Source organism: Vibrio sp. R11-SG3-ISO3-SZ (assembly GCF_059834345.1).
Genome location: NZ_JCBDGX010000051.1, coordinates 1 through 21208, shown reverse-complemented (window position 1 = coordinate 21208; position 21208 = coordinate 1). Strand labels below are relative to the sequence as shown.

Here is a 21208-nt window from a genome sequence, read left to right as displayed (position 1 = left end):
CCAGCACTTTGACATCTTTGCGTACTTGCGCCACCAGCGAGGCTAAAATAATGCCCTCAATACCGCCAAATGGATGATTCGCGACAATCACCACAGGGCCTTCCTGTGGAATGGACGACACACTGCCGTGATCAACTGAATACTGAGTGCCGATTCTCGCCAGCGCTTCATGCATAAACTCAAAACTGTCTTGTGGCAGCGCCGCTTGTTGATACAAGGCATCCAACTGCGACAAACCGGTCGCCCATTCAAGCGCTCTTTCGCCAACACCGAACGGGGTTTTACGTGGTAAACGAAATGGACTGGCGTACATAATCACATCCTCTTGATGAACAAACGTGGCGCGTCAACTCGCCGCTGGTCTATTGAGCAATCAAACCTGGCCAGTTTTGGTCGGCTTGTTGAATGTGCAGAGTGCGCGCGCTGTCCCATCGCCCTTTGATGTCCGCGTTGTAATTGAGGTACAACTTGCCGTCGACAATCGCCCACTGCTCAGGATCGGAAGGGGCAAAGTCGCTCTTCTCAGACACCGCCCAAGCACAGTAGCCACCATACTGCGGAGCGTACTTTTCCGGCTCTGCTTCAAACATCGCTAAGTGCTCAGCGGATGAGAACAGCCATTGCGCGCCTTGGTATTCGGTTGTCCATTGGCTGTCACCTTTGACCGCTTGGCCTTGAGTGAAATACGCCACGGTATCGTAACCGCTGACCGCCTTATTACTAAAAAACGAGGTGGAGATAAGATCCGCCGCGTTGGCGGAGACGCTGACCAAAAGCAGCGCAAATAGACGTAGTAGTTTCATGTCATGACTCCTTGATACTGGTGGGTAGGTCAATACTGGTTGGCACGCGGTAGTGGCGTGCATTTAGGGATAAATCGGCCAAAGGGCCTACGTCGAGCGCTTGATAGCCCATGATTTTGTCGGTAGGACTGACATGGACGGTCGTAATACTGACGGTGCGCGCGTCCTCTCTGGCCATCAATGGCGAGAGATGAGGCCGCTGGGTATCGTGTCGGGTATGAAAACGCTCACCGAGCGTGTCATCATTCGACTGAGAGGCCAAGTCAGCAAACAGGCTAGTGCGATAGTCGAGCGCGTCATAAAAGAACCGACCAGACGAGACAATCGGCGCCACCGCACGATGATGGCTGAGCGCTTGGCCATCCCATGTCCACATCACGGTTTCATTCGCGTTGCGACGGGTATCGAACGAGACCACAGTAAACGGGGCATAGTGACTCAAGTTCAGCGCCAACATTCTTCTGTCCACTTCTTGACTCGATACACTGCTGGCAAGCTGCTTAACGATTTGCCCGCGACTTGTCAGTGGTCCTTGGGGCATCTGCCCTTGGTAGAAGTTGAGCAGACACACAGTCACGCCATACTCATTGGTCGCGATCCAACTGCCACCGCCTTCTGGATCAAGTGGCATCAGGCAGTTAACCTCCTCCAACTGCATGGCTTGGGGCTCAGTGGCGGGCTGCCTAGTTCGCTGCTCATCACGGTTAAAGTATACGCGGTAATGACTCACGCCCTGATAGGTCCAAGATAAGGTGCACATGTTATTGAGCCCTCTGATAAGTCGCGGTCGCCGGAGCCACGCCAAAACCCGATTCCACTTCGATGCCGCGCAGAGACGCCACCACTTTCGCCATCGCAAAGTGATGAGTGGCGTGCAACGCGGCAAAGGTAATCTCGCGTGCCAAGGTGGATTCCACCTCTTCGACTTGACGCTGAGACATCATCACTTCCGATTCCACACTCACTCGCGCTTGGAGTGCATCTGGCGACAGTTGGCATAGCCAATCCACCAGCTGCGCTATCTCTCGCTCGGCCACGCGGCAATCTCGCTCGACGGGATGGCCGCGCCGACGCACGTTGTAATCGATTTTGCTCATTTCGCCATGTGGTGGCGCTTGGTCTTGCCCCTGTGCATGGCGAATCGCATGAAACAGATCCAACCAATGGCGAAAATGCTCACCAATCGAGCTCGATACATGGGGCGCGGCTAACGCAACGTAGTCGTCATTGCTGAGCACACTGAGAAACCGTTGACCTTGGTGCAAGGTTTCAATGCCGCCTAGCACCGCGCCAGAGAGGCTCGCCCTATGTTTATCGCTGAGCGTCGCTCTCGCGGTGAGAGTGGCGGGAGAAGTCATCGCTTTTTTCATCATCATTCCTTTGATCAATCCGTCATGGGGTAGCGCTGCGTTAACGCTTTCTCCTCTCGCCAAGCGTTGAATAACGCCGCCAGAGAAGGTGTGTTCACCCCGCGTTGCTTATGCTGAGAGCCAATTCGGTACAACAAGCGGTACTGTGTCAGTAAGGTGCTAAAGATGTGCAGCAATGGGGTATCGCTATCCCAGATGTGCGCGGCTTCACTGCTCGCACCATTGATTTCCAAAATATCAAAGCGCTTGCCCTGCATCAGCGCGGTGATGGTGTCGAACTTGACGTCAAGACGGCCGTAGTGAAACCCTTCAAACTCACCCAACACGTCATCGAGCGTCGCTTCCAACTCCGGTGTGATAAAGGCGTTGCCGTTGCGAAAAATCGCGCCTCGAGAATGACTGCCCGCAAACGCCAGCGGATACTCTTCGCCCTTTTTCACCACGCTCTCTAACTTGGCCTCATGACGCGGCAAATAGAGATGTTGCAGTCGCCCAGCGCGCGGGCAGCGGGCGATCAATTCTCTAAGCGTCGAAACACCATCGCCTTCCACAAAGGGGGAGTATTTGAGTGTCATCGAGATGACTCTGCCGCGCTTCTCCCCTGGCTGGCGCACGTAAAAGAGCCCGGCTTCTGCGCGGTAACGGGATTTTTGTTGCAAAAGAAAACGACCACCGGCAGGAAAATGCGCTAAGTAACACGCCAAATCGTCCGAGTCATTGATGAGCTTGACCCCAGCGCCGCGACAACCCAAATCAGGCTTGGCCACCAGCGGGAAATCGAGCCCGGCATCATGCAGCGCCATCATCGCGTTATTGAGAGCTTCGGAGTTTGACGAGTCGCCCACCTCGACAGTGATGTAGGGCAAAATCCACTGGCGAGTTTTCCCTCCTGCACTGGCGAAAATGTCGCTTTTTGACTCGCCCACCATGCCGCTTAACTTGATGGTAGGGTTAGCGATAAGTGGCAGTGCCCAATCTAGGTGCCTTGCGCTGAGGAGCGCGCTTTGCACCACAACCGGCGCATAAAAAAACCACGCAGGCAGAAACTCAAACGGCGAAATCACTCGTTTTGGTTTGCTCAGTACGGGCATCCCTGCATTGACCTTCCCTTGCGGGACCACTTCCACATCACGATTGTGCATTCTGTTCACTTCTCCAATACTGTTGCGCTGCGCGGTTTAATGCCCACAGCGCGAGCAATCCTACAGGTATCATCAACCAGCGAGTCCATGCATCCTCACTGCCTATCCAACCGCCCACTTGATAGAAAGAGGTAAAGATCAGTGCCGTCCACATGGCTGTGGCGATAAAAACGGCCAAAAGAAACACCGGCAACGCTATGCCTAGAAACCCACTGACGGTGTAACTCACGCTGCGCATTCCCGGTACAAAGCGGACGATGAACAAGGTTACAAAAGCATTGGCATTGAGCGTTTTACACAGCCGACGGGCTCTATGATGTCGAAAACAGCGAACCTTCAACCAACCGATGCGCTGTGCTAATCGCCCGAGGGCATAGAGCGCCAAATCGCCGCTGGCAATACCGATAAAAATCGCCAGCAGCGCCCACTCCACCGCCATCACTTGATTAACCGACAAGGTCGCTGCCGTCACCAAAGCGAGATCTTCAAGTAAATAGGAAAGGAGGATCAGCGCGATCATCATCCACCCCAGTGAATGGGAATGAGACAAAATCCAAGCGTTGAGTGTGTGTGCCATGTCCATCTGCCTTCTCTGCTCCATGATAACCACCGCCACTAACGGGGGAGAATCACAGTGAAAACGACTGTGAACCCCGCGATGCAACGATGTCTTATTGAACAAGATAGGGAATAGACGAAGAAAATTTCATTACAGGGTAGATTTGTGTCGGACAAGAAGCATCGACCTCTTAGTCAGACTTGCCGCCATCGATAGGAAATGGCACCATCCCTTGCGGTTTACAGGCGTTCGTAAAGTAGAGGAATGAGTATGGGTTATTGGTATCTAACCATTGCGATTGTGGCAGAAGTGATCGCGACGGGCGCGCTGAAAGCTTCAGACGGGTTTTCCAAGCTCACGCCCAGTCTCTTGGTCGTGGTGGGGTATGGCGTGGCGTTCTATTTTCTCGCCATGGTATTGAAGACCATTCCCGTTGGCATTGCATATGCGATTTGGTCGGGGCTCGGCATTGTGTTGATCACCGCTGTCGGTGCGGTGGCGTTCGGTCAAAAGCTCGATTGGGCGGCAGTGATTGGCATGTTATTGATCATCAGTGGCGTGATTGTGATGAACGTCTTTTCTCAATCGGTCAGTCATTAAAAGGGTAGTGATTGACTCAATCAGGCAACAATGTGTCAAAAAAAAATAGAAAGGTGTGGTTTTGAGGCCACACCTTTTTGCTTATCTATTGGTATTGTAGCTTCGCTTATCGCAGGCGAATTACGCCAGTTTCAACTCGTGTTGCTGGCGATAGAGCACCATATCTTCAATGGTCAGAACTGGCATCGAGTGCAATTTCCCAAACGCGACAATCTCCGGCGTTTTACACATGGTGCCATCCGGGTTCATCACCTCACACAATACGCCAGCAGGTTGCAAACCCGCCATTTGCATTAAGTCGATGGTGCCTTCAGTATGGCCACGACGAGTCATCACCCCACCTTTGCGCGCGCGCAGCGGAAATACGTGTCCTGGGCGCGCTAAATCGTCAGGCTTCGCATTAAGGTTAGCGGCGGTTTTGATGGTGGTGACGCGATCTTGCGCCGACACGCCCGTTGTCACGCCCACTTTGGCCTCAATAGAGACGGTAAACGCGGTTTGATTGGCACTATTGTTGTTTTCAACCATCGGTGGCAAGGCCAATTTGTCAGCTTGCTCTTCGGTCAAGCACAAGCAAACAATACCGCTGCATTCGCGGATCATCAGCGCCATCTGCGCATCCGTGAGGTGCTCAACCGAGTAAATGATATCCCCTTCGTTTTCACGATCTTCATCATCGAGTAACAACACACCTCGACCTTCACGTAAGGCCGTCAATGCGCGTTCAACGCGGGTAATTGGGTCGCCGAATTCGGCAAGTAGTGATGACTGATTCATGGTTAACTCCTAAATTTCACCAGAATCAGGGCATAGAAGAGTTCTGGCGTCAGCGCCAGATAAACGAAATCGCCCCCACGACGGTGGCGGCTTGGTTTCATTCTCTCTCATCCGGACTGTAACCGTCGGCTCTGGCTTCTCACCAGATCTGCTGACCTCGACGTATCGAGCGCTCGCGGGCTCACCCATTCGGGCATACCGCCGGTGGGGAATTTCGCCCCGCCCTGAGAATAAAGTAATCGCTGCTTGTGCAGCGCGCTGATTGTAGCGCGGCAAATGATAAATGCCAACGCTCCGCACGGGGTTTGCGCTAAGATAAAGCCATACACCCTGCAAGGAGCACAGCATGCCTCAACACGAGAAACTCAATTACGTCGAATTGGCCGCCCACGATTTTGAAGCCACCAAAGCCTTTTTTAGCCAAGCGTTTGATTGGCGCTTCACCGATTACGGCCCCGACTACACGGCGTTTGCCGACCAAGGGCTCGACGGCGGGTTCTTCAGAGCCGACGCCAAGAGCCAAACTGCATCCGGCGGCGCGCTGTTGGTGTTCTATAGCCAAGACATAGAAGCAACACTGGCCAAAGTGATCGCCAGTGGCGGCGATGTCATCAAACCCATTTTCGATTTCCCCGGGGGCTGTCGATTCCACTTTCTAGAGCCCAGCGGCAATGAGTTTGCGGTGTGGTCTGAGGGCCGATAAACAGCAAAGCCCTCACGAGGAGGGCTTTGTCATCAATCACAGGCGGTTTAGAACGTCACGTTTAGACCAAAAAAGTGAATACGGCCGTCGAAGGTGCCTTTGATAGGTGCGGGATCTAGACGGTTAATCTCTACATCACCCAAATCCGCATATTCGTAGAACATGTCAAACGTGTACCCATTCCACTGGGTTGCTGCACCCACTGAGTAGCGCCATTGCTCGCCTACAGGCACGTCAACCCATTGTAGTGAGGCGTCGTTTTGCGGTGAGCTTTCGTAAGAAACACCCGCTTTTAGACGCCAATCCGCGTTAAGGCGGTAATCTGCGCCCAATGCTAGTTTCCAAACGTCGCTCCAATCACGTTTGATCGGATCTGGGCTAACCACAGTACCATCAGCCATCACAAAATCTAGCGGTAGCTCTTTCCACTCACTCCAACGGTGCCATTGTGCACTGGCTAATAAGTTTAGCTCCGAGTTAACTCCCAAACGGGCACTGATATCGTAGATTGCTGGTAGAGCAACTTCTGTCGAAGCTCCAACTAATGGTAAAACATCGCTCGTGGCTTTCGCGTCGATATTATGTTTCACCTTAGAACGGTAGCTAAAACCAAAATCTAGGTCGTCATTGTGACGGTACATCGCACCAAACGTTACGCCCATTGCCCAATCGGTTTCTTGCTCGATAGACATAGCCGACGTCTCTTGCTCAAACGACACATAGTTGATTTGAGCGCCTGCACCTACAGACCATTGTTCGTTAAGTTGATACGAAATTGTTGGGTTGATTTGCAGCAGCATCAAAGTAGTACTTTCTAGCAAAGCGCTCGCGTACCAATCATTTCCGTAATCTAAGCTAGAACCACCTGCGGCGCCAAAACCAATACCAAAATGCATCTCATCTGTAATCTGACGAGCGTGGAAAACAGCAAGAGCAGGCTGTGTAGAATGACTCGAACCATCTTTATCTTCAATGTCATCACTATAATTGAGTTTGAGATCAAACCCCATCGCGTTCACTGTCGTCTTGCTCTCACCCATAAATGACATCGTCGCTGGGTTGGTCCACATTGCAGCAGCAGAACCGGTGTAAACACCGTCACCTGCACCTGTAGTACCTGCATTCGCCACCACAGCTTCTTGAAGTAGAATACCGCTGGCACTTGCCATCGCAGAGGAGAACGCCACTGCCGTCATAAATGGCCATTTCATTGAACGAGCAATTGAGTTGGGTTTGAACATAAAAAAGTCTCACTGAAAGTGTGCAATTTAAAAACTGCTACTAGTGTAGAGAGAGTTCCCCTTTTTTTCGGAATACCGATTATTCCAACCCTTGCTGTGACGCTTATCACGCACTGGTTGATTGAATCCGCCTTGGTGTATACTGCGCTCCACCCATTAACACCTTGACTGTTATCCTCTTATGAACAAGCAACCTATCAACAAAAGTCTACTCACCAACCTCATCGCCCTTGCACTGCTTGCTGGCGGGATTCAATCCGGTCATCAGATCGCGTTTTATGCGGGTCTGTTTGCCTTTTCAGGCGCCATTACCAATTGGTTAGCTGTCCACATGTTGTTTGAAAAGGTGCCGGGACTGTATGGCTCGGGTGTAATACCTGCGCGTTTTGAAGAGTTTAAAGCCGCCATCAAACAGCTGATGATGAGTCAGTTCTTTACCGATGAAAACATCGACAAGTTCCTCAACAAAGAGATGGCCGGTGAGCACACGCTCAATCTGCAACCTGTAATAGAGACCATCGACTTTAACCCCACGTTCGATTCTTTGGTTGAGGTGATCGCCAACTCATCCTTCGGCGGCATGTTGGCGATGTTTGGTGGCAGTGACGCGCTGGCACCACTTAAGCAGCCTTTCGTTGAAAAAATGCAGCAATCGGTGATTGAAATCAGCCAGAGCGATAACGTCAAGCAAGCGATCAAAGCGCAGCTTGAAGCGCCTGCCATGATGGATGAGATCAAACAGAACATTGAACAAATCATCGATCAACGCTTGAATGAATTGACACCTGCGCTAGTCAAAGAGATGGTGCAAACCATGATCAAACAGCACCTAGGCTGGTTGGTGGTGTGGGGCGGTGTATTTGGCGGCTTGATTGGTGTGGTGTCGTCGTTTTTTGCCTAACTGACACGCCTTTCTACTCCCTATATTGAGCGCCAGCAACACTGGCGCTTTTTTGATCCTCAGTTATTTTGTGTGGAGGCTTGGGCTGGATTTGAAGCGCCAACGCTAGTGCTGCCCAGACTCCCTTCGCAGCGAAGTCAGCATCACACTGAGCAAAATTAACCCCGCGCCGAGACTTTGCGCGAAGGTAAACGTCTCTTGCAACCACAACATGGCAAACAGAGCACCGAAAAGTGGCTCGCTGCCCATCAACAGCGCGACACGAGTGGGAGAGGTGCGGCGCACCGCGTAATTCTGTACATAGAAAGCAAAGAGCGTGCAAAACGCGACCAGATACAGCAGCGTCACCCAGAAGATGGACTCATTGGGCAGGTGCCATTGAGACTGGGGCAACGTGCTCAAGACCAAGAGAGCGGCAACGCCAGCAACAACCGCTGATTGAATCGCGGTGAGTGTGGTGGTCGTCACGGCGCGACCGAGGCTGAATCGCTTGGTGGTGGTCACCATCAGTGCCCGTAGCAGCGCCGCAATTAGAATCAGATAATCCCCCAGCGTGAAATCGACACGCGCCCCATCGCTACCGGTCAGCAGCAGTACGCCAACCACGCTGGCGACACACAACAATACCAGAGACCAGGCGACCTTCTGGCGGTTCACCAACACTTCAGCCAGCGCAGTGAACAATACGCAAAGACTGATTAAAAACGCCGCGTTCGACGCTGTGGTATGCGCAACACCAAACACTTCACACAGGAAAATAGCACTTAAAATTGCTCCGGTTGGCAGCGCAACCACCCAATCTTTGTTGAGCCCTGCTTTGAAATCTCTCACCACCAATGGCAACAACACCAAGGCAGTGATGGAAAAACGTAACGTAATGAACATTAACGCCGAGGTGTAAAGCAGCGCACTTTTAGTTAACCCGTAGCTGGTGCCCCAAAAGATCGCCACCAGCAGCAGTAATCCTTCGGTAATGGGTAGCCGCTGTGCGAGCGGCAGAGTTTGCGTTCCTTGCATCATTTTCTCCCAGAGTGGTTGACCCTCCCAGTATCCACAAGTAACTTAAATGAAACAATTGGTCGATTTTGCAAAGGATAATTACACCATGGACACGAATAAACTTATCCCCTTACTGGCTGAAATGGCGGTGTTTGTTACTGTGGTGGAAGAAGGAAGCTTCGCCAATGCGGCGGTGAAATTGGGTGTGGCGCCCTCATCGGTCAGCCGCTCACTGCGGCGCCTTGAGACAGCGCTGAAAGAGCAGCTCTTGGAGCGCACCACGCGTCAGATGCGATTAACCGCCACAGGGCAAGAGGTGTTCCACCTTTGTCAAACCATGCTAGGGCAAGCCAAACTTGCGGTGAGCGCAGCACACGCCAACAAAGAGGCGATCGCAGGGCCGCTTCGCGTTGCCGTGCCGAAAGCGCTTGCCAAGCAAGTGCTTATGTCACCCATATTGACGTTTGCTAAACAGTACCCCAACGTCAATCTGACCCTTAAAGTGGAAGACCGCTATCTCGATCCCATTCATGACGATGTCGATGTGGTCATCCACATCACACCGAATCCTGTGGAAGGTTTAGTCGCGGTAACGCTTGCCCCTTGCCAACTTGTACTGTGCGCCAGCCCAGAGTACCTAGCGAAGCATGGTACGCCCGCACACCCCAATGACCTGCGCCATCATCAATGTCTCTGTTTGGGTGAATCCCCCAAAGATCGCATCTGGCGGATGACTCAAGGAACACAAACGGTAGCTGTCCCTGTCAGCGGTCATCTTGCCGTGAATCACAGTGAGATCCGTCGCCAAGCCGTACTCGAAGGGCTGGGTATTTCGTTGTTCCCTGAATTTGTGGTCAGAAATGAGTGCCAACAAGGCGTTTTACAACCTATTTTGAGCGACTGGCAATTAGCGGGCAGCTATCAAGGTCAAATCATCGCCCAATATCCACAATCGCCCTTTATCCCTTCTCAGGTCAAAGCGTTCGTCACGCACCTGAAATCAGCGCTCGCGCTCTGATCAGCGAGTCAATAACAAGGTAAAGGTGAAATACCATTCCAAAAATTAGGGATATAGAGGTTCACAAATGTGAGATCTTCACAGAAATTTCACATTGAGGTGGCATTTGTAGTGTGAATTGTATCACTCTTCACGTATGCTTAACTTGCTCATAAAAGTGCATATACAAGGAGAGTGCTATGAAGCGAATGGGAGTATTAGCCATGGCGATACTAGTGGCCACCAATGCCACTGCGTCAGAGCCCAAACCCGCGACACAGGCAACGATTGATGCGAACAACCAACTCAAGCAAAGTCTGCCATTCAGTGACACCAAAGATTTCGATAACGCGCAAAAAGGGCTTATCGCGACTCAGGATGTCGTTACCATTAAAAACCAAAACGGCGATGTTGTTTGGGATTTAGAAGCCTACAAAAAGTACATCGGCCTTGATAAGCCATCACCCGATACCGTCAACCCAAGTTTGTGGCGTAATGCGCAATTAAACATGATCAACGGCCTGTTTAAGGTCACCGATGGTATTTACCAAGTTCGCGGCTACGATTTGTCGAACATCACCTTTATTCAAGGGGATACAGGCTGGATCGTATTCGACCCACTCATCTCTCAAGAAACCGCAAAAGCGGCACTCGACTTCATTAACAGTGAACTCGGCGAGCGTCCTGTTGTGGGTGTCTTCTACAGCCACAGCCACATTGACCACTTTGGTGGGGTGCGCGGTATCGTCGATGAGCAAGATGTCATCGACGGAAAAGTGACCATTATGGCCTCCCCTGGCTTTACCGAGCATGCCGTATCTGAAAACGTGATTGCAGGTAATGCGATGGGTCGACGCGCAGTGTACATGTATGGCGCCCTGCTTCCACGTAACGAAAAAGGCGGCGTCAATGGTGGCTTGGGTCAAACGACGTCAACCGGTCTTGCGACCATGATTGCCCCAACCGACACCATTGAGAAAACCGGTGACGAACGCGTGGTCGATGGCGTGAAAATGGTCTTCCAATACACGCCAGGCACAGAAGCACCGACTGAGATGAACGTCTGGTTCCCTCAGAAAAAAGCGTTGTGGATGGCGGAAAACACCACCAACACCATGCACAACATCCTTACACTCCGTGGCGCTCAAGTGCGTGATGCGCTGAAATGGTCAAGCTACTTGCAAGAGACCATTGAACTATGGGGTGATGATGTCGAAGTGAAATTCCAAAGCCACCACTGGCCAATGTGGGGCCAAGGCGACATCGTCAAATACTTCAAGAAACAGCGTGATATGTACAAGTACACGCATGACCAAACGGTCCGTTTGATGAACCAAGGTTATGTGGGTTCTGAGATTTCTGAAATTATCCAATTCCCAGAGGAAATCGACAAGACCTGGAGCAACCGCGGTTACTACGGCACCCTACGCCATAACAGCCGTGCGGTTTATCAACGTTACATGGGCTGGTACACCGGTAACCCATCGGATCTGAACAACCTGCCACCAACCAATGCTGCTGTGAAGTACGTTGAGTACATGGGCGGCGAACGCGAAGCGATCAAAAAAGCACAAGCCGACTTTGACGCGGGTAACTATCGCTGGGTCGCAGAAGTGATGAAACACGTGGTATTTGCTAATCCACAGAGCAAAAACGGTAAAGCACTCCTTGCTGATGCCTATGAGCAGTTGGGTTACCAAGCGGAATCTGGCCCTTGGCGTTCTGTCTACTTGCAAGGCGCTTACGAGCTGCGTAACGGCACACCAAGTGCGGGCGGTACCAACACTGCATCGCCAGATATTATCAAGAACATGCCACCAGAAATGCTGTTTGATTATCTCGCGGTACGTTTGTTACCAGAAAAAGCGGCTGGGAAGAACTACGCCATCAACATTAACTTCACTGACCTAGATGAGAAGTATACCTTGTACATTGAGAACTCTGTGCTCAATCACACTCATAAGCAAGCAGAGAAGCCGGATGTGGCGTTGACGCTGACCAAAGCGACACTGGATGACGTCCAATTGGGTAACATCACTCTTGAGCAAGCCATTGCTGATGGTTCTATCACGCTCGACGGTGACGGCGATGTGTTCAAAGACTTTGTCGGTATGCTTGATACCTTCAACTTCTGGTTCAACATTGTGACACCTTAAGGAGGCGTTATGATGAAACAGGTCGCGACTTTGCTCACCTGCTCAGTCATCACGCTGGCAAGCCCAATCAGTTGGGCTTGCTCTTACGATGGGTTGTTCAGCAACCCATTTAGTGAGAGCTATCCTGGGGCACTGGATGTCTCCATCGCCACGCAAAAAGCGTTACGTGCACAGTCTATCCAATTGCCTGAAAAGCTTGATGGCGCCCAAGGCCTAAGACGCGCCAGTTGGTGGCTCAATCTGATGGTCGACATCTACCCAGAGTTACCGTCTGGTACGTATGTGTATTTGGTCGACAGACAGTTGTGGTCGCAGCGCAGTGAGCAAAGCATGGTCGTCCATGTCACGCCACCACCGCAGGGTGTTAACGTTGTTCAGTTAAGCGAAGCCGCTTTGCATAACTTGATTTCTAACCAGATCTCGCTTGAGCAAGCGCGTGAATTAGGCTTGCTGACCGAAAGCTAAGCAACGCCCTATCAATAATAAAAAGCCACACCCTAGGGTGTGGCACAAACAAAAAGTAAGGCAGTGGATTATTCACTTTTTGCACTGACCAGTCGCCAATCCGGCAACCGAAATTCTTCAATTCATTTCAACTCGATTTTGCCTAGCGGGCTATTTCTGACCCTCTCAGCCATGGGCTTTACGTCCTAATCAATAGGTCTCAAATACACCCTGATTGTAGTCGCGCACTGCTTGTTCAATCTCTGCCATGCTGTTCATCACAAAGGGGCCATAATGCACGACCGGTTCATTGATGGGCTCACCGACAAACAACAAAACGCCAGACTCTTTGTTGGCGCTCAAGGGAGCCGACTCGCCAAGAGTCAACAGAGCCATTTCACCTTGGTATACGCGTTGGCCACCCAATTGGATCTCTCCTTGATAGACAAACAGCATCATATTGTGATGTGCCGGTGTACCAATGGTGACCTGCTGACCAGCTTGAGTGCGCCAGTCTGTCACGGACAGGGGTACACCCGTATCGGTCAGTGGCCCTTGCTGCACCTCATCGTCAATCTCAATCTCACCCGCTAAGATACGAAACAGACCTGAATCCTTGCCGACATACTCGGTTATGGTTTCTGGCTGAAAATCAAAGTACTTGGCAGGCTGCATTTTGTTTTTGGCGGGCTGGTTGATCCAGATTTGAAAACCATGCAGATCGCCCTCTTCCATAATTGGCATCTCACTGTGGATCACACCACGACCTGCGGCCATCCACTGAGCACCACCACTGCGTAGCTCGCCAACGTTGCCCATGTGATCACGGTGCTGGAAGTGCCCTTTCATCATATAAGTCAGCGTTTCAATCCCACGGTGCGGATGAGGTGGAAACCCACCGACATAATCGGCTTTTTGATCAGATTTCAGTTCATCCATCATCAAAAATGGAGAAAATGCCGTGTTGTTGAACCCAGCGACACGCTGAATTTTCACACCATCACCGTCAGAGGTGGCGTGGGCAGGGATCAGTTGACGAATTTGTCGTTGGGTGGTCATCACAGGTCTCCTGTTAGGCGATGAAAACAGTCTATCGCCTCTTATCAATAAAGAAGACTCGGTCAGGTTGAGCTAGATATTCGAAATTTTTGAATAATGAGAGACCTCTCGCCACTGGCATCGCAATAAGTCGTTACTATCCAGCCAGTTAGCATAGGGAATAGGGAGCGCCGGATATGAGTCTTCGATTCTGCCCGCAATGTCAGTGTGAAACCGAGCACAAAGAGTGCATCAAGCAAAAGCCCTCGCCGTATGGAAAAAGCCGAAAAGAAACCGTAAAAGCCTTTTTCTCTGGCTTTTTTAGCGGTATGGTCGTGGGCCCGGCGTTGGCCTCGTTAGAATTGATTGATCGCTACGAGGAGTGCCAAACGTGCGGGCATCTGACACTTGATAACCACGGAGAAGAATTTAAGTAGCCACAACAGCTTCAGCGCTGTCGGTTCACTGTATTGTCATGTTAGTTATATCCAATACCGTCACCTTGAGTGACTGGGAAATCCAATTAACCGCCATTCGCGCTCAAGGCTCTGGCGGCCAGAACGTGAATAAGGTGTCATCGGCCATTCACTTGCAGTTTGACATCCAACGCTCTACCTTGCCCGATGTCTACAAACAGCGTCTGTTGGCGCTTTCGGACTCTCGCATTTCAAAAGAGGGCGTGATTACCATTAAGGCGCAGCAGTATCGCACCCAAGAACAAAATCGTGAGGATGCCCTAACCCGCCTAGCCGACATGATCCGCAGCGCGATGGTGGTACAAAAGAAACGCCGCCCAACCAAACCGACCCGCGCCTCCAAAGAGCGCCGTCTGAAAGCCAAAGGCATCAAGGCCAGTACCAAGGCGCTACGCAGTAAACCCTCGTTCTAGCGCACCGTAACATCGCTTATACAAACGGTGACTCGGAGAAAGACAGGCCTACGGATCAAAAAAGCTCCACGCATGACATGGAGCTTAGATCTACCCAAGTCGGAGCAATACGCAATGCCGCTCGCTCACATCATCAGGTATGGGCGGCTTTATTTGTGAAGTTGTTGGAATAAATCGTCTTTCATTTGCGCGCGACGCACTTTGAGTGTGTGCATTTCTTCGTCGCTGATAGGAGAGTCTCGAAGTTCGAGGGTACGTATTTGTTTGTCGATGGCGTTGTATTCTTTCATCTGGTCGTTGAAGTTTAGGTCGGTTTCTGCGAGCGATAAAATGTCATCCTTATGCTCTGGAAACTCTTTGAGTAGAGAATGGTCTTCACCTAGCATATTTGCACCTCGTCCTGTCGGTTGTATTGTACATTTTTTAACCTTAGCACCTCTTACCGATCAGAAATGGGACATTCATCGATTTGTCAGGATCCGATCCATTATCACTCGGTGATAAACTCGGGTTTAACTGCAAGACGCCTTAGTAGAGTTGATGATCTCTCAGCGGCACCTCGAGTGCATTCGTCGATCCTTTCTCAGGTCCACCCACCATCTCATCATACGCACTCTCGTGTCTGAGAAGCTGCTGCGTCGCATTGAGTTTTCGACAGCGCTTTTGCATCTCCACTAATGAGTGTGTCACTAAGCGCTTGCCAGAATTGTCCATCACAGAGTATCGCTCGCCATCCACTTCGACACTGGCGTGATAAAGTGCCAGATCCAGTGAGTGAATAATCAGTTTATCGAGATAAAAAAATTGCTCCAACTTGCTCAATGGCATCTCCATGTCCACCTCTCTTACCGACTTTACTTTTATGCGATTAAACCAGTCTTTACGTCGGTCACGAGAAAAAGTTCAGCCTAGAAAAATTTAAAAAATAATCCTGATCGGTGCCAAACTGCACACGTATCAACCAGCGAATCCAACACAACACAGGGACATTCGTTATGATTCGCAAAACACTAATGACGTTCGTTATCGCTATGAGCAGCCTTTTGATGATGTCGACTGCAAACGCTAACCACCACGGCATGAAAAAAGACATTGTCGATGTCGCCGTAGAGAATGGTAGCTTCACCACATTGGTCGCCGCTGTCCAAGCAGCAGGACTGGTAGAGACATTGAAAGGGGACGGTCCTTTCACGGTACTTGCGCCCACCGACGATGCGTTCGCCAAACTGCCTGAAGGTACAGTAGAGATGCTCCTCAAGCCTGAGAACAAAGACAAACTCGTATCTATTTTGACCTACCACGTCATTCCAGCGAAAGCGATGGCTGCCGATGTCGTCAAAATGGATAAAGCCACCACCGTCCAAGGCCAAGATGTGATGATTAAAGTGATGGGCGACAAAGTGATGGTCAATAACGCTAACGTTGTCATGACTGACGTCAAGGCAAGCAACGGCGTCATTCATGTGATTGATACGGTCATTATGCCAAAATAGGTAACCAGCAGATTTTATTCAAAGCGGCGCTCTGCGCCGTTTTTTGTGCCTTTTGAATCACGTAGGCCACAGCTATATTCATCACTGCTGGTTGCTCATTTTGGAACAAACTGTCCATAATGATTGGGCGCCTCGGCTAATGCATCTAACACCGCCTTTGTGCACAATAGCACTGTCATCACTTACCTTCGGAGCACAATCATGAACGAACAAAAAGTTATTCTAATCACAGGCGCGACCGATGGTATTGGTCTATTGACTGCAAGCCAACTTGTAAAGCAAGGGCATCGCGTATTGGTTCATGGCCGCAACCCTGACAAGCTCGCCAAAGTGGTTGAAACGCTTAATCAAGAACATAACACCACACTCACAGCCTTTATCGCCGATCTTTCTGTCCTCAGCGATGTGCAGCGATTGATTGAACAAGTGAGCGCCACACTGGGAGAGACACCACTTGACGTGTTGATCAACAACGCAGGTATCTTCAACGCGCCAGCGGACAAAACGCCCGATGGCCTAGATATTCGCTTTGCCGTCAATACGGTCGCACCTTATCTGCTGACCCAAGGATTGTTGCCACTCATTCCTGCCCATGGGCGCGTAGTGAACCTCTCTTCTGCAGCGCAAGCCAGTGTGAGCATTGAAGCCCTGCAAGGAAAAGGTCACTTGTCTGACAGAGAGGCTTACGCGCAAAGCAAGCTAGCGATTACCATGTGGTCTCGCGCACTGGGTGAAGCACATCGACACTCGGGGCCAATGATTGTCTCGGTTAACCCGAAATCACTGCTCGGTAGCAAAATGGTCAAAGAGGCGTTTGGTATTGCAGGTGGCGATCTCTCCCTTGGCGCCGACATTCTCGTTAGCGCCAGCCTAGATGACGCCTTCAGAGGTGCAGGCGGACGCTACTACGACAACGATATTGAAGCCTTTGCGCAGCCTCATCCAGATGCACTAGATGATAGAAAGGTGCAGGCGGTGATCGATGCGATAGAAGGGATAGTCGAGCGTTAACAGTCACCCCTTACCAAGATACATCCCCTCAAAGCCTTCAATATGCTGCTCCCAAATCGGTGGCAGGCCGATAAAGGCTTTGACGGCTTGAATAAACTCGCGCACTAATACCGTTTGTTTGCGATGGGGATAGAGGGCATACAGCGCTGTGCCTTGGTTACATAGCCGGTAATCGGTCAGCAACGGGGTGAGGTTCATGGTTTCGACAGACTGGGTTAAGTTACTGGATGAGATCATCACGTAACCGAGCCCCGCTTGCACGGCATCGAGTAGAGTGCGGACGTCGTTAACCTTGTATCGCCCTTGCATTTTGTAACTGTGCAGATCGGAGGCGTCGGACATTGCCCCTAAGCGCACTGTGTCAATGGTCACTGAGCCGTTGCTGTAGACCACAGAAGGCAGGCGCACCAACTCTTGTGGTGAGCAAGGCTCGCCATGCTGGGCAATGAAGTCATGAGAGGCGAGGATCACCGGGCGAATCTCTGCGATTTTACTGGCGATCAAGCTTGAGTCTTGCAAGATTCCGAGACGAAATGCGACATCAAAATGCTCAGAGATAATGTCTGAGCGTTTGTCGTCCATCAGCAGCGTCACTTCCACCTCTGGGTAACGGCGCATGAACGCGTTGATCACCGGTTGCAAATATTGCTGACCAATGTGCAAAGGCGCCGTAATACGAATGCGTCCTTTGGGCTCAGCATGGTAGGTGTCGGCAATCAGTTTGACGTCTTCTACCGTTTTACGCAGATTATGCGCTTGCTCTAGGATCTCCTCCCCCGCCGGCGTCAACGAAAAGGAACGCGTGGAGCGATTGAGTAACTGCACACCGAGCTCACTCTCAAGCTTTTTAATTTGCTTGGAGAGCGAGGAGTTATCCATATTATGAAGCGCCGCCGCTTTGGTAAATGAGCCTTGCTGCACCACATCGATAAACAGCGCCAATTGATTGACCAGAGACATCCCCCCTCCTCTTGATGTTGAGTAAACTGATTGTTGGGTAAGCAAAGCCTACTCGGGTTTTGTGGCCTTGACCGAACGTTGCCAATGGACCAGCCATTTGTCGAGATGGTTAGCAAATTGCTGCCTATCCGCCTGACTAAGTGGCGGTGGCCCGCCCATCTGGACGCCGCTGCTGCGCATGGTGTCCATAAAATCGCGCATGTTCAAGCGCGCTTTAATGTTTTCTTTGCTGTACATTTCACCGCGCGAGTTGAGCGCCTGTGCGCCTTTAGTGATCACTTCGTCGGCCAAAGGGATGTCACTGGTGATGACCAAATCGCCCGCTTGGCAACGCTTAACAATCTCATTGTCTGCCACATCAAACCCTTGCTGAACTTGCAACATGTTCACCTTTGGTGACGCTGGCGTGCGTATAAACTGGTTCGCGACGAGCGTCACTTCGACGCCAGTGCGTTGCGACGCGCGGTAAAGCACATCGCGGATCACCACAGGACACGCATCCGCATCCACCCATATTTTCATCAAATTGATTGCCTCATTAATTTACGTTATCGCGAATAAAAAGTTATCGCGCGTTATTGGCGAAATTTAACGGCGGTACCGCTAACACTGACCATCATCATACTGCCGCCGCTGCCAATCACTTCGTAATCGATGTCGATACCGACAATACCATCGGCGCCCAGAGACTGCGCGTGTTGCTCCATCTCGGCAAAAGCGATTTCTCGAGCGCGGCCCATTTCTCGCTAGTAAGCACCAGAGCGACCGCCTACGACGTCTCGAATGGCACCAAACATATCTTTGAAGATGTTGGCACCTAATATTGCCTCTCCGACCACAACGCCAAGATAGGCGTCAACAGGTTTGCCCTCGACCACTGAGGTAGTAGTTTTGATCATACGGTTCTCCTTACCTTGCTTAAGTGCCCTTCGCTGACATCAATGGCGCTGCCGCCTAAAGTGTCAAACAGGGTTTGATAAATTCAATGAACGCCGAAATGCGCTTGGCGACGTGGGAAGATTTGTAATACACCGCGTTGACCTGCTCGCGCGCGGTATTTTCCACTCGCCATTCCTCCAACAAAGACACCAAGGCGCCATTCGCCAAATCTTGATTGACCATAAAACCGGAGAGACACGCAATGCCATTCCCCGCGAGTACCAACTGACGCACCGTCTCTCCGTTCGCACTACGAAGCGTCGGCGCGATGGGCTCTAGTCCTTTCAGTGGCCAATGGTTGAGCACTTTCGGCGCCGTAAAACCAATGATCTGGTGAGAGGATAAGTGTGAGACGCGAGTGGGCGTGCCATAACGCGCGAGATAATCTGGCGAAGCGACTATATAGAGTCGGCTTTTGCCGAGCGGACTGGCGTGTAAAGTGGAGTCTTTAAGGTGGCCGATACGAATCGCAACGTCCGTGCGTTTTTCCAGTAAGTCGACATAACCTTCATTGGACGTCAGTTCGAGCTCGATATCGGGATACGCGACTTTAAACGATTGAATCAACGGCACAAGTTGGTGGAAAACGAACGGGCTGGCCGCATCAACGCGTAGTGGCCCTTTGGGCAACTCACCACGAGACATCAAATCCGCTTCGGCTTGACCAATCAGCTGTAACCCTTGGCGAACCGAATCGACGAACAGTTTGCCTTCTACCGTAAGCTCAACACGGCGCGTCGTGCGATTAAGGATGGACACACCAAGTTGCTGCTCGATCTTGCTCACCGCACGAGAGACACGCGCCACTTGGATGTTGAGCGCGTCAGCCGCCGCTGAAAAACCGCCGCTATCGACGACACTGAGCAATATTTGTAAATCATCGGAGCGTGTCAGCATGTCAGACCTAAAGTGGTGACTACGAATGCCCAGAGTATAGCGAAGTCCGCGCTGGCTTTACACTGTAAACCCACCACGAACTTGACACGTAGAACGCTAGTCCACCCGCGTGAGCGCAATCAAAATCGCACTTTCAGGATCCAATATCGGCATGGCTAAGCCCACTTGATGTAACCATGCGCCAGACAGGGTACAACCTTGTGCTGTCCAAGGGGGCTGACGGCACACCATGGTGTCAAAGTTGAGGGGCTTATCAAGCAAGCTGACATGGTATTGAGCACTGTCGTCCAGCCCTGCAAATCTTAATTGGCCGCTCAGTGCATAAGTAGGCATAGCCAGTTGCGCCACTACGGCCACCGCTTGCGATTGATCGTCTGCAACAACGCAGTAGGCTTGGTGCGCACTATCTTCGGTGGGTAAACGCCAGTTAACGCCATGGTGAAGCAGCGGACGAAGCTGCTTATGCAGCGCCACATAACGGGCAAATCCCGCTTTCTCTTGCTCAGATTCAGAGACGGGATCAAGCTCTATCCCCATGTGACCAAACAGCGCGGTGAGGCCGCGGAACTCGATACTGTGCCTGCGGCGGGTACTGTGACAGTGGCCAGAGCCAATATGGCTGCCCATCACTTCTGGCGGGAACAACAAGCTCATGCCGCGTTGAATGGTTTGTCGCTCGAGCGCGTCGTTGTTGTCAGACGTCCAGAATCGATGGGTGCGCTTGAGCACTTCAAAATCAATCCGCCCACCGCCTGCAGCACAAGATTCGATCTCCACCTGCGGGTGGGCGGCGCGCACTTTATCGACCAGTTGGTAGTAACGCTCGACCTGCTTATGCCCAGCGGCGCGGTCGTGATGAGCCGGTTGGACCACTTCTCGGTTCATGTCCCATTTGATGTAGGCAATCGCATAGTTGGAGAGAAAATGATCCAAACGCTCAAATAGGTAATCAAACGCCTCAGGGTTTTGTAAATCAATCACATATTGATGACGGCCGGTGGGCTGATGATAGCCCTCCACCGCCAGTAACCACTCGGGGTGGCGACGATAGAGATCCGAGTCTTTGTTGATCATTTCAGGTTCAAACCAAAGACCAAACTCCATGCCTAGTTCGTTGACGTGGTTGACGATGTCCGTCAGCCCTTCGGGGTATTTACGCTCATCCAACACCCAATCGCCTAATGCGGCTTTGTCGTTGTTGCGCCCTTTGAACCAACCATCGTCAATAATGAAACGCTCAACGCCCATACGTGCCGCTTCAGTGGCCATCTGTTTGATGTATTGGGGGT

26 protein-coding genes, 1 pseudogene and 1 riboswitch are annotated in these 21208 nt (G+C 51.3%); of the genes and pseudogenes, 10 read left to right on the top strand and 17 right to left on the bottom strand.

Annotated elements, in window-relative coordinates:
• The 6 genes from AC6R1O_RS07065 to AC6R1O_RS07040 form a co-directional block, all read right to left on the bottom strand.
• A partial coding sequence (locus tag AC6R1O_RS07065) for a GNAT family N-acetyltransferase (RefSeq protein WP_500656737.1) occupies window positions 1-313 on the bottom strand: 313 nt, incomplete at its 3' end.
• 49 nt (window positions 314-362) lie between these two features.
• Complete coding sequence (locus tag AC6R1O_RS07060) at window positions 363-803, bottom strand: YHS domain-containing (seleno)protein (protein WP_500628188.1); 441 nt, start codon at window positions 801-803, stop codon at window positions 363-365.
• A 1-nt stretch (window position 804) separates the two neighbouring features.
• On the bottom strand, window positions 805-1563 hold the full coding sequence (locus AC6R1O_RS07055; RefSeq protein WP_500633400.1) for an NRDE family protein: 759 nt from the start codon (window positions 1561-1563) through the stop codon (window positions 805-807).
• A 1-nt stretch (window position 1564) separates the two neighbouring features.
• Window positions 1565-2161: a hypothetical protein gene (locus AC6R1O_RS07050; protein ID WP_500656739.1), complete on the bottom strand. Its 597-nt coding sequence runs from the start codon at window positions 2159-2161 to the stop codon at window positions 1565-1567.
• Between the two features lie 26 nt (window positions 2162-2187).
• Window positions 2188-3315, bottom strand: a complete 1128-nt coding sequence (locus AC6R1O_RS07045; protein WP_500633399.1) for an ATP-grasp domain-containing protein — start codon at window positions 3313-3315, stop codon at window positions 2188-2190.
• Window positions 3302-3898, bottom strand: a complete 597-nt coding sequence (locus AC6R1O_RS07040; protein WP_500638886.1) for a DedA family protein — start codon at window positions 3896-3898, stop codon at window positions 3302-3304. The genes AC6R1O_RS07045 and AC6R1O_RS07040 overlap by 14 nt, the downstream gene beginning before the upstream one ends.
• A 246-nt stretch (window positions 3899-4144) precedes the next feature.
• On the opposite strand from AC6R1O_RS07040, the gene AC6R1O_RS07035 reads away from it, so the two are divergent.
• A complete protein-coding gene (locus tag AC6R1O_RS07035) occupies window positions 4145-4474 on the top strand; it encodes a DMT family transporter (protein WP_334553205.1) in 330 nt (109 codons plus the stop codon).
• A 120-nt stretch (window positions 4475-4594) separates the two neighbouring features.
• Here AC6R1O_RS07035 and ribB read toward each other — a convergent pair whose 3' ends face one another.
• Window positions 4595-5251, bottom strand: a complete 657-nt coding sequence (gene ribB / locus AC6R1O_RS07030; RefSeq protein ID WP_500630916.1) for a 3,4-dihydroxy-2-butanone-4-phosphate synthase — start codon at window positions 5249-5251, stop codon at window positions 4595-4597.
• A 95-nt stretch (window positions 5252-5346) separates the two neighbouring features.
• Window positions 5347-5487: riboswitch (FMN riboswitch) on the bottom strand.
• 110 nt (window positions 5488-5597) lie between these two features.
• Here ribB and AC6R1O_RS07025 point away from each other — a divergent pair.
• The gene (locus tag AC6R1O_RS07025) at window positions 5598-5954 is read left to right on the top strand and encodes a VOC family protein (RefSeq protein WP_500634186.1); all 357 of its coding nucleotides are present in this window, start codon (window positions 5598-5600) and stop codon (window positions 5952-5954) included.
• 47 nt (window positions 5955-6001) lie between these two features.
• Here the strand turns inward: AC6R1O_RS07025 and AC6R1O_RS07020 are convergent, their stop codons facing one another.
• The gene (locus AC6R1O_RS07020; RefSeq protein WP_500656738.1) at window positions 6002-7177 is read right to left on the bottom strand and encodes an OmpP1/FadL family transporter; all 1176 of its coding nucleotides are present in this window, start codon (window positions 7175-7177) and stop codon (window positions 6002-6004) included.
• A gap of 214 nt (window positions 7178-7391) precedes the next feature.
• Here AC6R1O_RS07020 and AC6R1O_RS07015 point away from each other — a divergent pair, with 214 nt between their 5' ends.
• The gene (locus AC6R1O_RS07015; RefSeq protein ID WP_500634190.1) at window positions 7392-8096 is read left to right on the top strand and encodes a DUF445 domain-containing protein; all 705 of its coding nucleotides are present in this window, start codon (window positions 7392-7394) and stop codon (window positions 8094-8096) included.
• A gap of 105 nt (window positions 8097-8201) precedes the next feature.
• Here AC6R1O_RS07015 and AC6R1O_RS07010 read toward each other — a convergent pair whose 3' ends face one another.
• Window positions 8202-9116 carry a DMT family transporter gene (locus AC6R1O_RS07010; RefSeq protein WP_500656736.1) on the bottom strand — a complete coding sequence of 305 codons (915 nt, stop codon included), beginning with the start codon at window positions 9114-9116 and terminating at the stop codon, window positions 8202-8204.
• Between the two features lie 85 nt (window positions 9117-9201).
• Between AC6R1O_RS07010 and AC6R1O_RS07005 the strand changes: the two genes are divergently transcribed.
• The 3 genes from AC6R1O_RS07005 to AC6R1O_RS06995 all read left to right on the top strand — a co-directional run bounded on the left by AC6R1O_RS07005 (window position 9202) and on the right by AC6R1O_RS06995 (window position 12713).
• The gene (locus tag AC6R1O_RS07005; RefSeq protein ID WP_500634184.1) at window positions 9202-10113 is read left to right on the top strand and encodes a LysR family transcriptional regulator; all 912 of its coding nucleotides are present in this window, start codon (window positions 9202-9204) and stop codon (window positions 10111-10113) included.
• A 179-nt stretch (window positions 10114-10292) separates the two neighbouring features.
• Window positions 10293-12248 carry an alkyl/aryl-sulfatase gene (locus AC6R1O_RS07000; protein WP_500637227.1) on the top strand — a complete coding sequence of 652 codons (1956 nt, stop codon included), beginning with the start codon at window positions 10293-10295 and terminating at the stop codon, window positions 12246-12248.
• A gap of 9 nt (window positions 12249-12257) precedes the next feature.
• Window positions 12258-12713 carry a hypothetical protein gene (locus AC6R1O_RS06995; RefSeq protein ID WP_487903001.1) on the top strand — a complete coding sequence of 152 codons (456 nt, stop codon included), beginning with the start codon at window positions 12258-12260 and terminating at the stop codon, window positions 12711-12713.
• Window positions 12714-12902: 189 nt separating this feature from the next.
• Here the strand turns inward: AC6R1O_RS06995 and AC6R1O_RS06990 are convergent, their stop codons facing one another.
• Window positions 12903-13751, bottom strand: a complete 849-nt coding sequence (locus AC6R1O_RS06990) for a pirin family protein (protein ID WP_500656735.1) — start codon at window positions 13749-13751, stop codon at window positions 12903-12905.
• 176 nt (window positions 13752-13927) lie between these two features.
• Here AC6R1O_RS06990 and AC6R1O_RS06985 point away from each other — a divergent pair, with 176 nt between their 5' ends.
• A complete protein-coding gene (locus tag AC6R1O_RS06985; RefSeq protein ID WP_500656734.1) occupies window positions 13928-14167 on the top strand; it encodes a hypothetical protein in 240 nt (79 codons plus the stop codon).
• 38 nt (window positions 14168-14205) lie between these two features.
• Window positions 14206-14619 carry an alternative ribosome rescue aminoacyl-tRNA hydrolase ArfB gene (gene arfB, locus AC6R1O_RS06980; RefSeq protein ID WP_500656733.1) on the top strand — a complete coding sequence of 138 codons (414 nt, stop codon included), beginning with the start codon at window positions 14206-14208 and terminating at the stop codon, window positions 14617-14619.
• A gap of 149 nt (window positions 14620-14768) precedes the next feature.
• On the opposite strand, the gene AC6R1O_RS06975 is transcribed toward arfB, so the two are convergent.
• A complete protein-coding gene (locus AC6R1O_RS06975; protein WP_500637229.1) occupies window positions 14769-15005 on the bottom strand; it encodes an HP1242/YdcH family protein in 237 nt (78 codons plus the stop codon).
• Window positions 15006-15147: 142 nt separating this feature from the next.
• A complete protein-coding gene (locus AC6R1O_RS06970; protein WP_500656732.1) occupies window positions 15148-15453 on the bottom strand; it encodes a DUF6482 family protein in 306 nt (101 codons plus the stop codon).
• Window positions 15454-15632: 179 nt separating this feature from the next.
• Between AC6R1O_RS06970 and AC6R1O_RS06965 the strand changes: the two genes are divergently transcribed.
• Window positions 15633-16112 carry a fasciclin domain-containing protein gene (locus tag AC6R1O_RS06965; RefSeq protein WP_500628207.1) on the top strand — a complete coding sequence of 160 codons (480 nt, stop codon included), beginning with the start codon at window positions 15633-15635 and terminating at the stop codon, window positions 16110-16112.
• Window positions 16113-16313: 201 nt separating this feature from the next.
• A complete protein-coding gene (locus tag AC6R1O_RS06960; protein WP_500634181.1) occupies window positions 16314-17123 on the top strand; it encodes an SDR family NAD(P)-dependent oxidoreductase in 810 nt (269 codons plus the stop codon).
• A 3-nt stretch (window positions 17124-17126) separates the two neighbouring features.
• Here AC6R1O_RS06960 and AC6R1O_RS06955 read toward each other — a convergent pair whose 3' ends face one another.
• The 5 genes and pseudogenes from AC6R1O_RS06955 to AC6R1O_RS06935 form a co-directional block, all read right to left on the bottom strand.
• Window positions 17127-18083, bottom strand: coding sequence for a LysR family transcriptional regulator (locus tag AC6R1O_RS06955; protein ID WP_500630925.1), 957 nt, complete (start codon window positions 18081-18083; stop codon window positions 17127-17129).
• A gap of 48 nt (window positions 18084-18131) precedes the next feature.
• The gene (locus AC6R1O_RS06950) at window positions 18132-18605 is read right to left on the bottom strand and encodes a YaiI/YqxD family protein (RefSeq protein ID WP_334553165.1); all 474 of its coding nucleotides are present in this window, start codon (window positions 18603-18605) and stop codon (window positions 18132-18134) included.
• A gap of 53 nt (window positions 18606-18658) precedes the next feature.
• A pseudogene (locus AC6R1O_RS06945) lies at window positions 18659-18982 on the bottom strand (heavy metal-binding domain-containing protein).
• Between the two features lie 55 nt (window positions 18983-19037).
• Window positions 19038-19919 carry a LysR family transcriptional regulator gene (locus AC6R1O_RS06940; protein WP_500656731.1) on the bottom strand — a complete coding sequence of 294 codons (882 nt, stop codon included), beginning with the start codon at window positions 19917-19919 and terminating at the stop codon, window positions 19038-19040.
• A gap of 96 nt (window positions 19920-20015) precedes the next feature.
• A partial coding sequence (locus AC6R1O_RS06935; RefSeq protein WP_500656730.1) for an alpha-galactosidase occupies window positions 20016-21208 on the bottom strand: 1193 nt, incomplete at its 5' end.

Excerpts from the sequence above, each read along its gene's own strand:
- AC6R1O_RS07060 (WP_500628188.1), bottom strand. The coding sequence starts at position 803 with ATGAAACTACTACGTCTATTTGCGCTGCTTTTGGTCAGCGTCTCCGCC.
- AC6R1O_RS07055 (WP_500633400.1), bottom strand. The coding sequence starts at position 1,563 with ATGTGCACCTTATCTTGGACCTATCAGGGCGTGAGTCATTACCGCGTA.
- AC6R1O_RS07050 (WP_500656739.1), bottom strand. The coding sequence starts at position 2,161 with ATGACTTCTCCCGCCACTCTCACCGCGAGAGCGACGCTCAGCGATAAA.
- AC6R1O_RS07045 (WP_500633399.1), bottom strand. The coding sequence starts at position 3,315 with ATGCACAATCGTGATGTGGAAGTGGTCCCGCAAGGGAAGGTCAATGCA.
- AC6R1O_RS07040 (WP_500638886.1), bottom strand. The coding sequence starts at position 3,898 with ATGGACATGGCACACACACTCAACGCTTGGATTTTGTCTCATTCCCAT.
- AC6R1O_RS07035 (WP_334553205.1), top strand. The coding sequence starts at position 4,145 with ATGGGTTATTGGTATCTAACCATTGCGATTGTGGCAGAAGTGATCGCG.
- ribB (WP_500630916.1), bottom strand. The coding sequence starts at position 5,251 with ATGAATCAGTCATCACTACTTGCCGAATTCGGCGACCCAATTACCCGC.
- AC6R1O_RS07025 (WP_500634186.1), top strand. The coding sequence starts at position 5,598 with ATGCCTCAACACGAGAAACTCAATTACGTCGAATTGGCCGCCCACGAT.
- AC6R1O_RS07010 (WP_500656736.1), bottom strand. The coding sequence starts at position 9,116 with ATGATGCAAGGAACGCAAACTCTGCCGCTCGCACAGCGGCTACCCATT.
- AC6R1O_RS07005 (WP_500634184.1), top strand. The coding sequence starts at position 9,202 with ATGGACACGAATAAACTTATCCCCTTACTGGCTGAAATGGCGGTGTTT.
- AC6R1O_RS07000 (WP_500637227.1), top strand. The coding sequence starts at position 10,293 with ATGAAGCGAATGGGAGTATTAGCCATGGCGATACTAGTGGCCACCAAT.
- AC6R1O_RS06995 (WP_487903001.1), top strand. The coding sequence starts at position 12,258 with ATGATGAAACAGGTCGCGACTTTGCTCACCTGCTCAGTCATCACGCTG.
- AC6R1O_RS06990 (WP_500656735.1), bottom strand. The coding sequence starts at position 13,751 with ATGACCACCCAACGACAAATTCGTCAACTGATCCCTGCCCACGCCACC.
- AC6R1O_RS06985 (WP_500656734.1), top strand. The coding sequence starts at position 13,928 with ATGAGTCTTCGATTCTGCCCGCAATGTCAGTGTGAAACCGAGCACAAA.
- arfB (WP_500656733.1), top strand. The coding sequence starts at position 14,206 with ATGTTAGTTATATCCAATACCGTCACCTTGAGTGACTGGGAAATCCAA.
- AC6R1O_RS06975 (WP_500637229.1), bottom strand. The coding sequence starts at position 15,005 with ATGCTAGGTGAAGACCATTCTCTACTCAAAGAGTTTCCAGAGCATAAG.
- AC6R1O_RS06970 (WP_500656732.1), bottom strand. The coding sequence starts at position 15,453 with ATGGAGATGCCATTGAGCAAGTTGGAGCAATTTTTTTATCTCGATAAA.
- AC6R1O_RS06965 (WP_500628207.1), top strand. The coding sequence starts at position 15,633 with ATGACGTTCGTTATCGCTATGAGCAGCCTTTTGATGATGTCGACTGCA.
- AC6R1O_RS06960 (WP_500634181.1), top strand. The coding sequence starts at position 16,314 with ATGAACGAACAAAAAGTTATTCTAATCACAGGCGCGACCGATGGTATT.
- AC6R1O_RS06955 (WP_500630925.1), bottom strand. The coding sequence starts at position 18,083 with ATGTCTCTGGTCAATCAATTGGCGCTGTTTATCGATGTGGTGCAGCAA.
- AC6R1O_RS06950 (WP_334553165.1), bottom strand. The coding sequence starts at position 18,605 with ATGAAAATATGGGTGGATGCGGATGCGTGTCCTGTGGTGATCCGCGAT.
- AC6R1O_RS06940 (WP_500656731.1), bottom strand. The coding sequence starts at position 19,919 with ATGCTGACACGCTCCGATGATTTACAAATATTGCTCAGTGTCGTCGAT.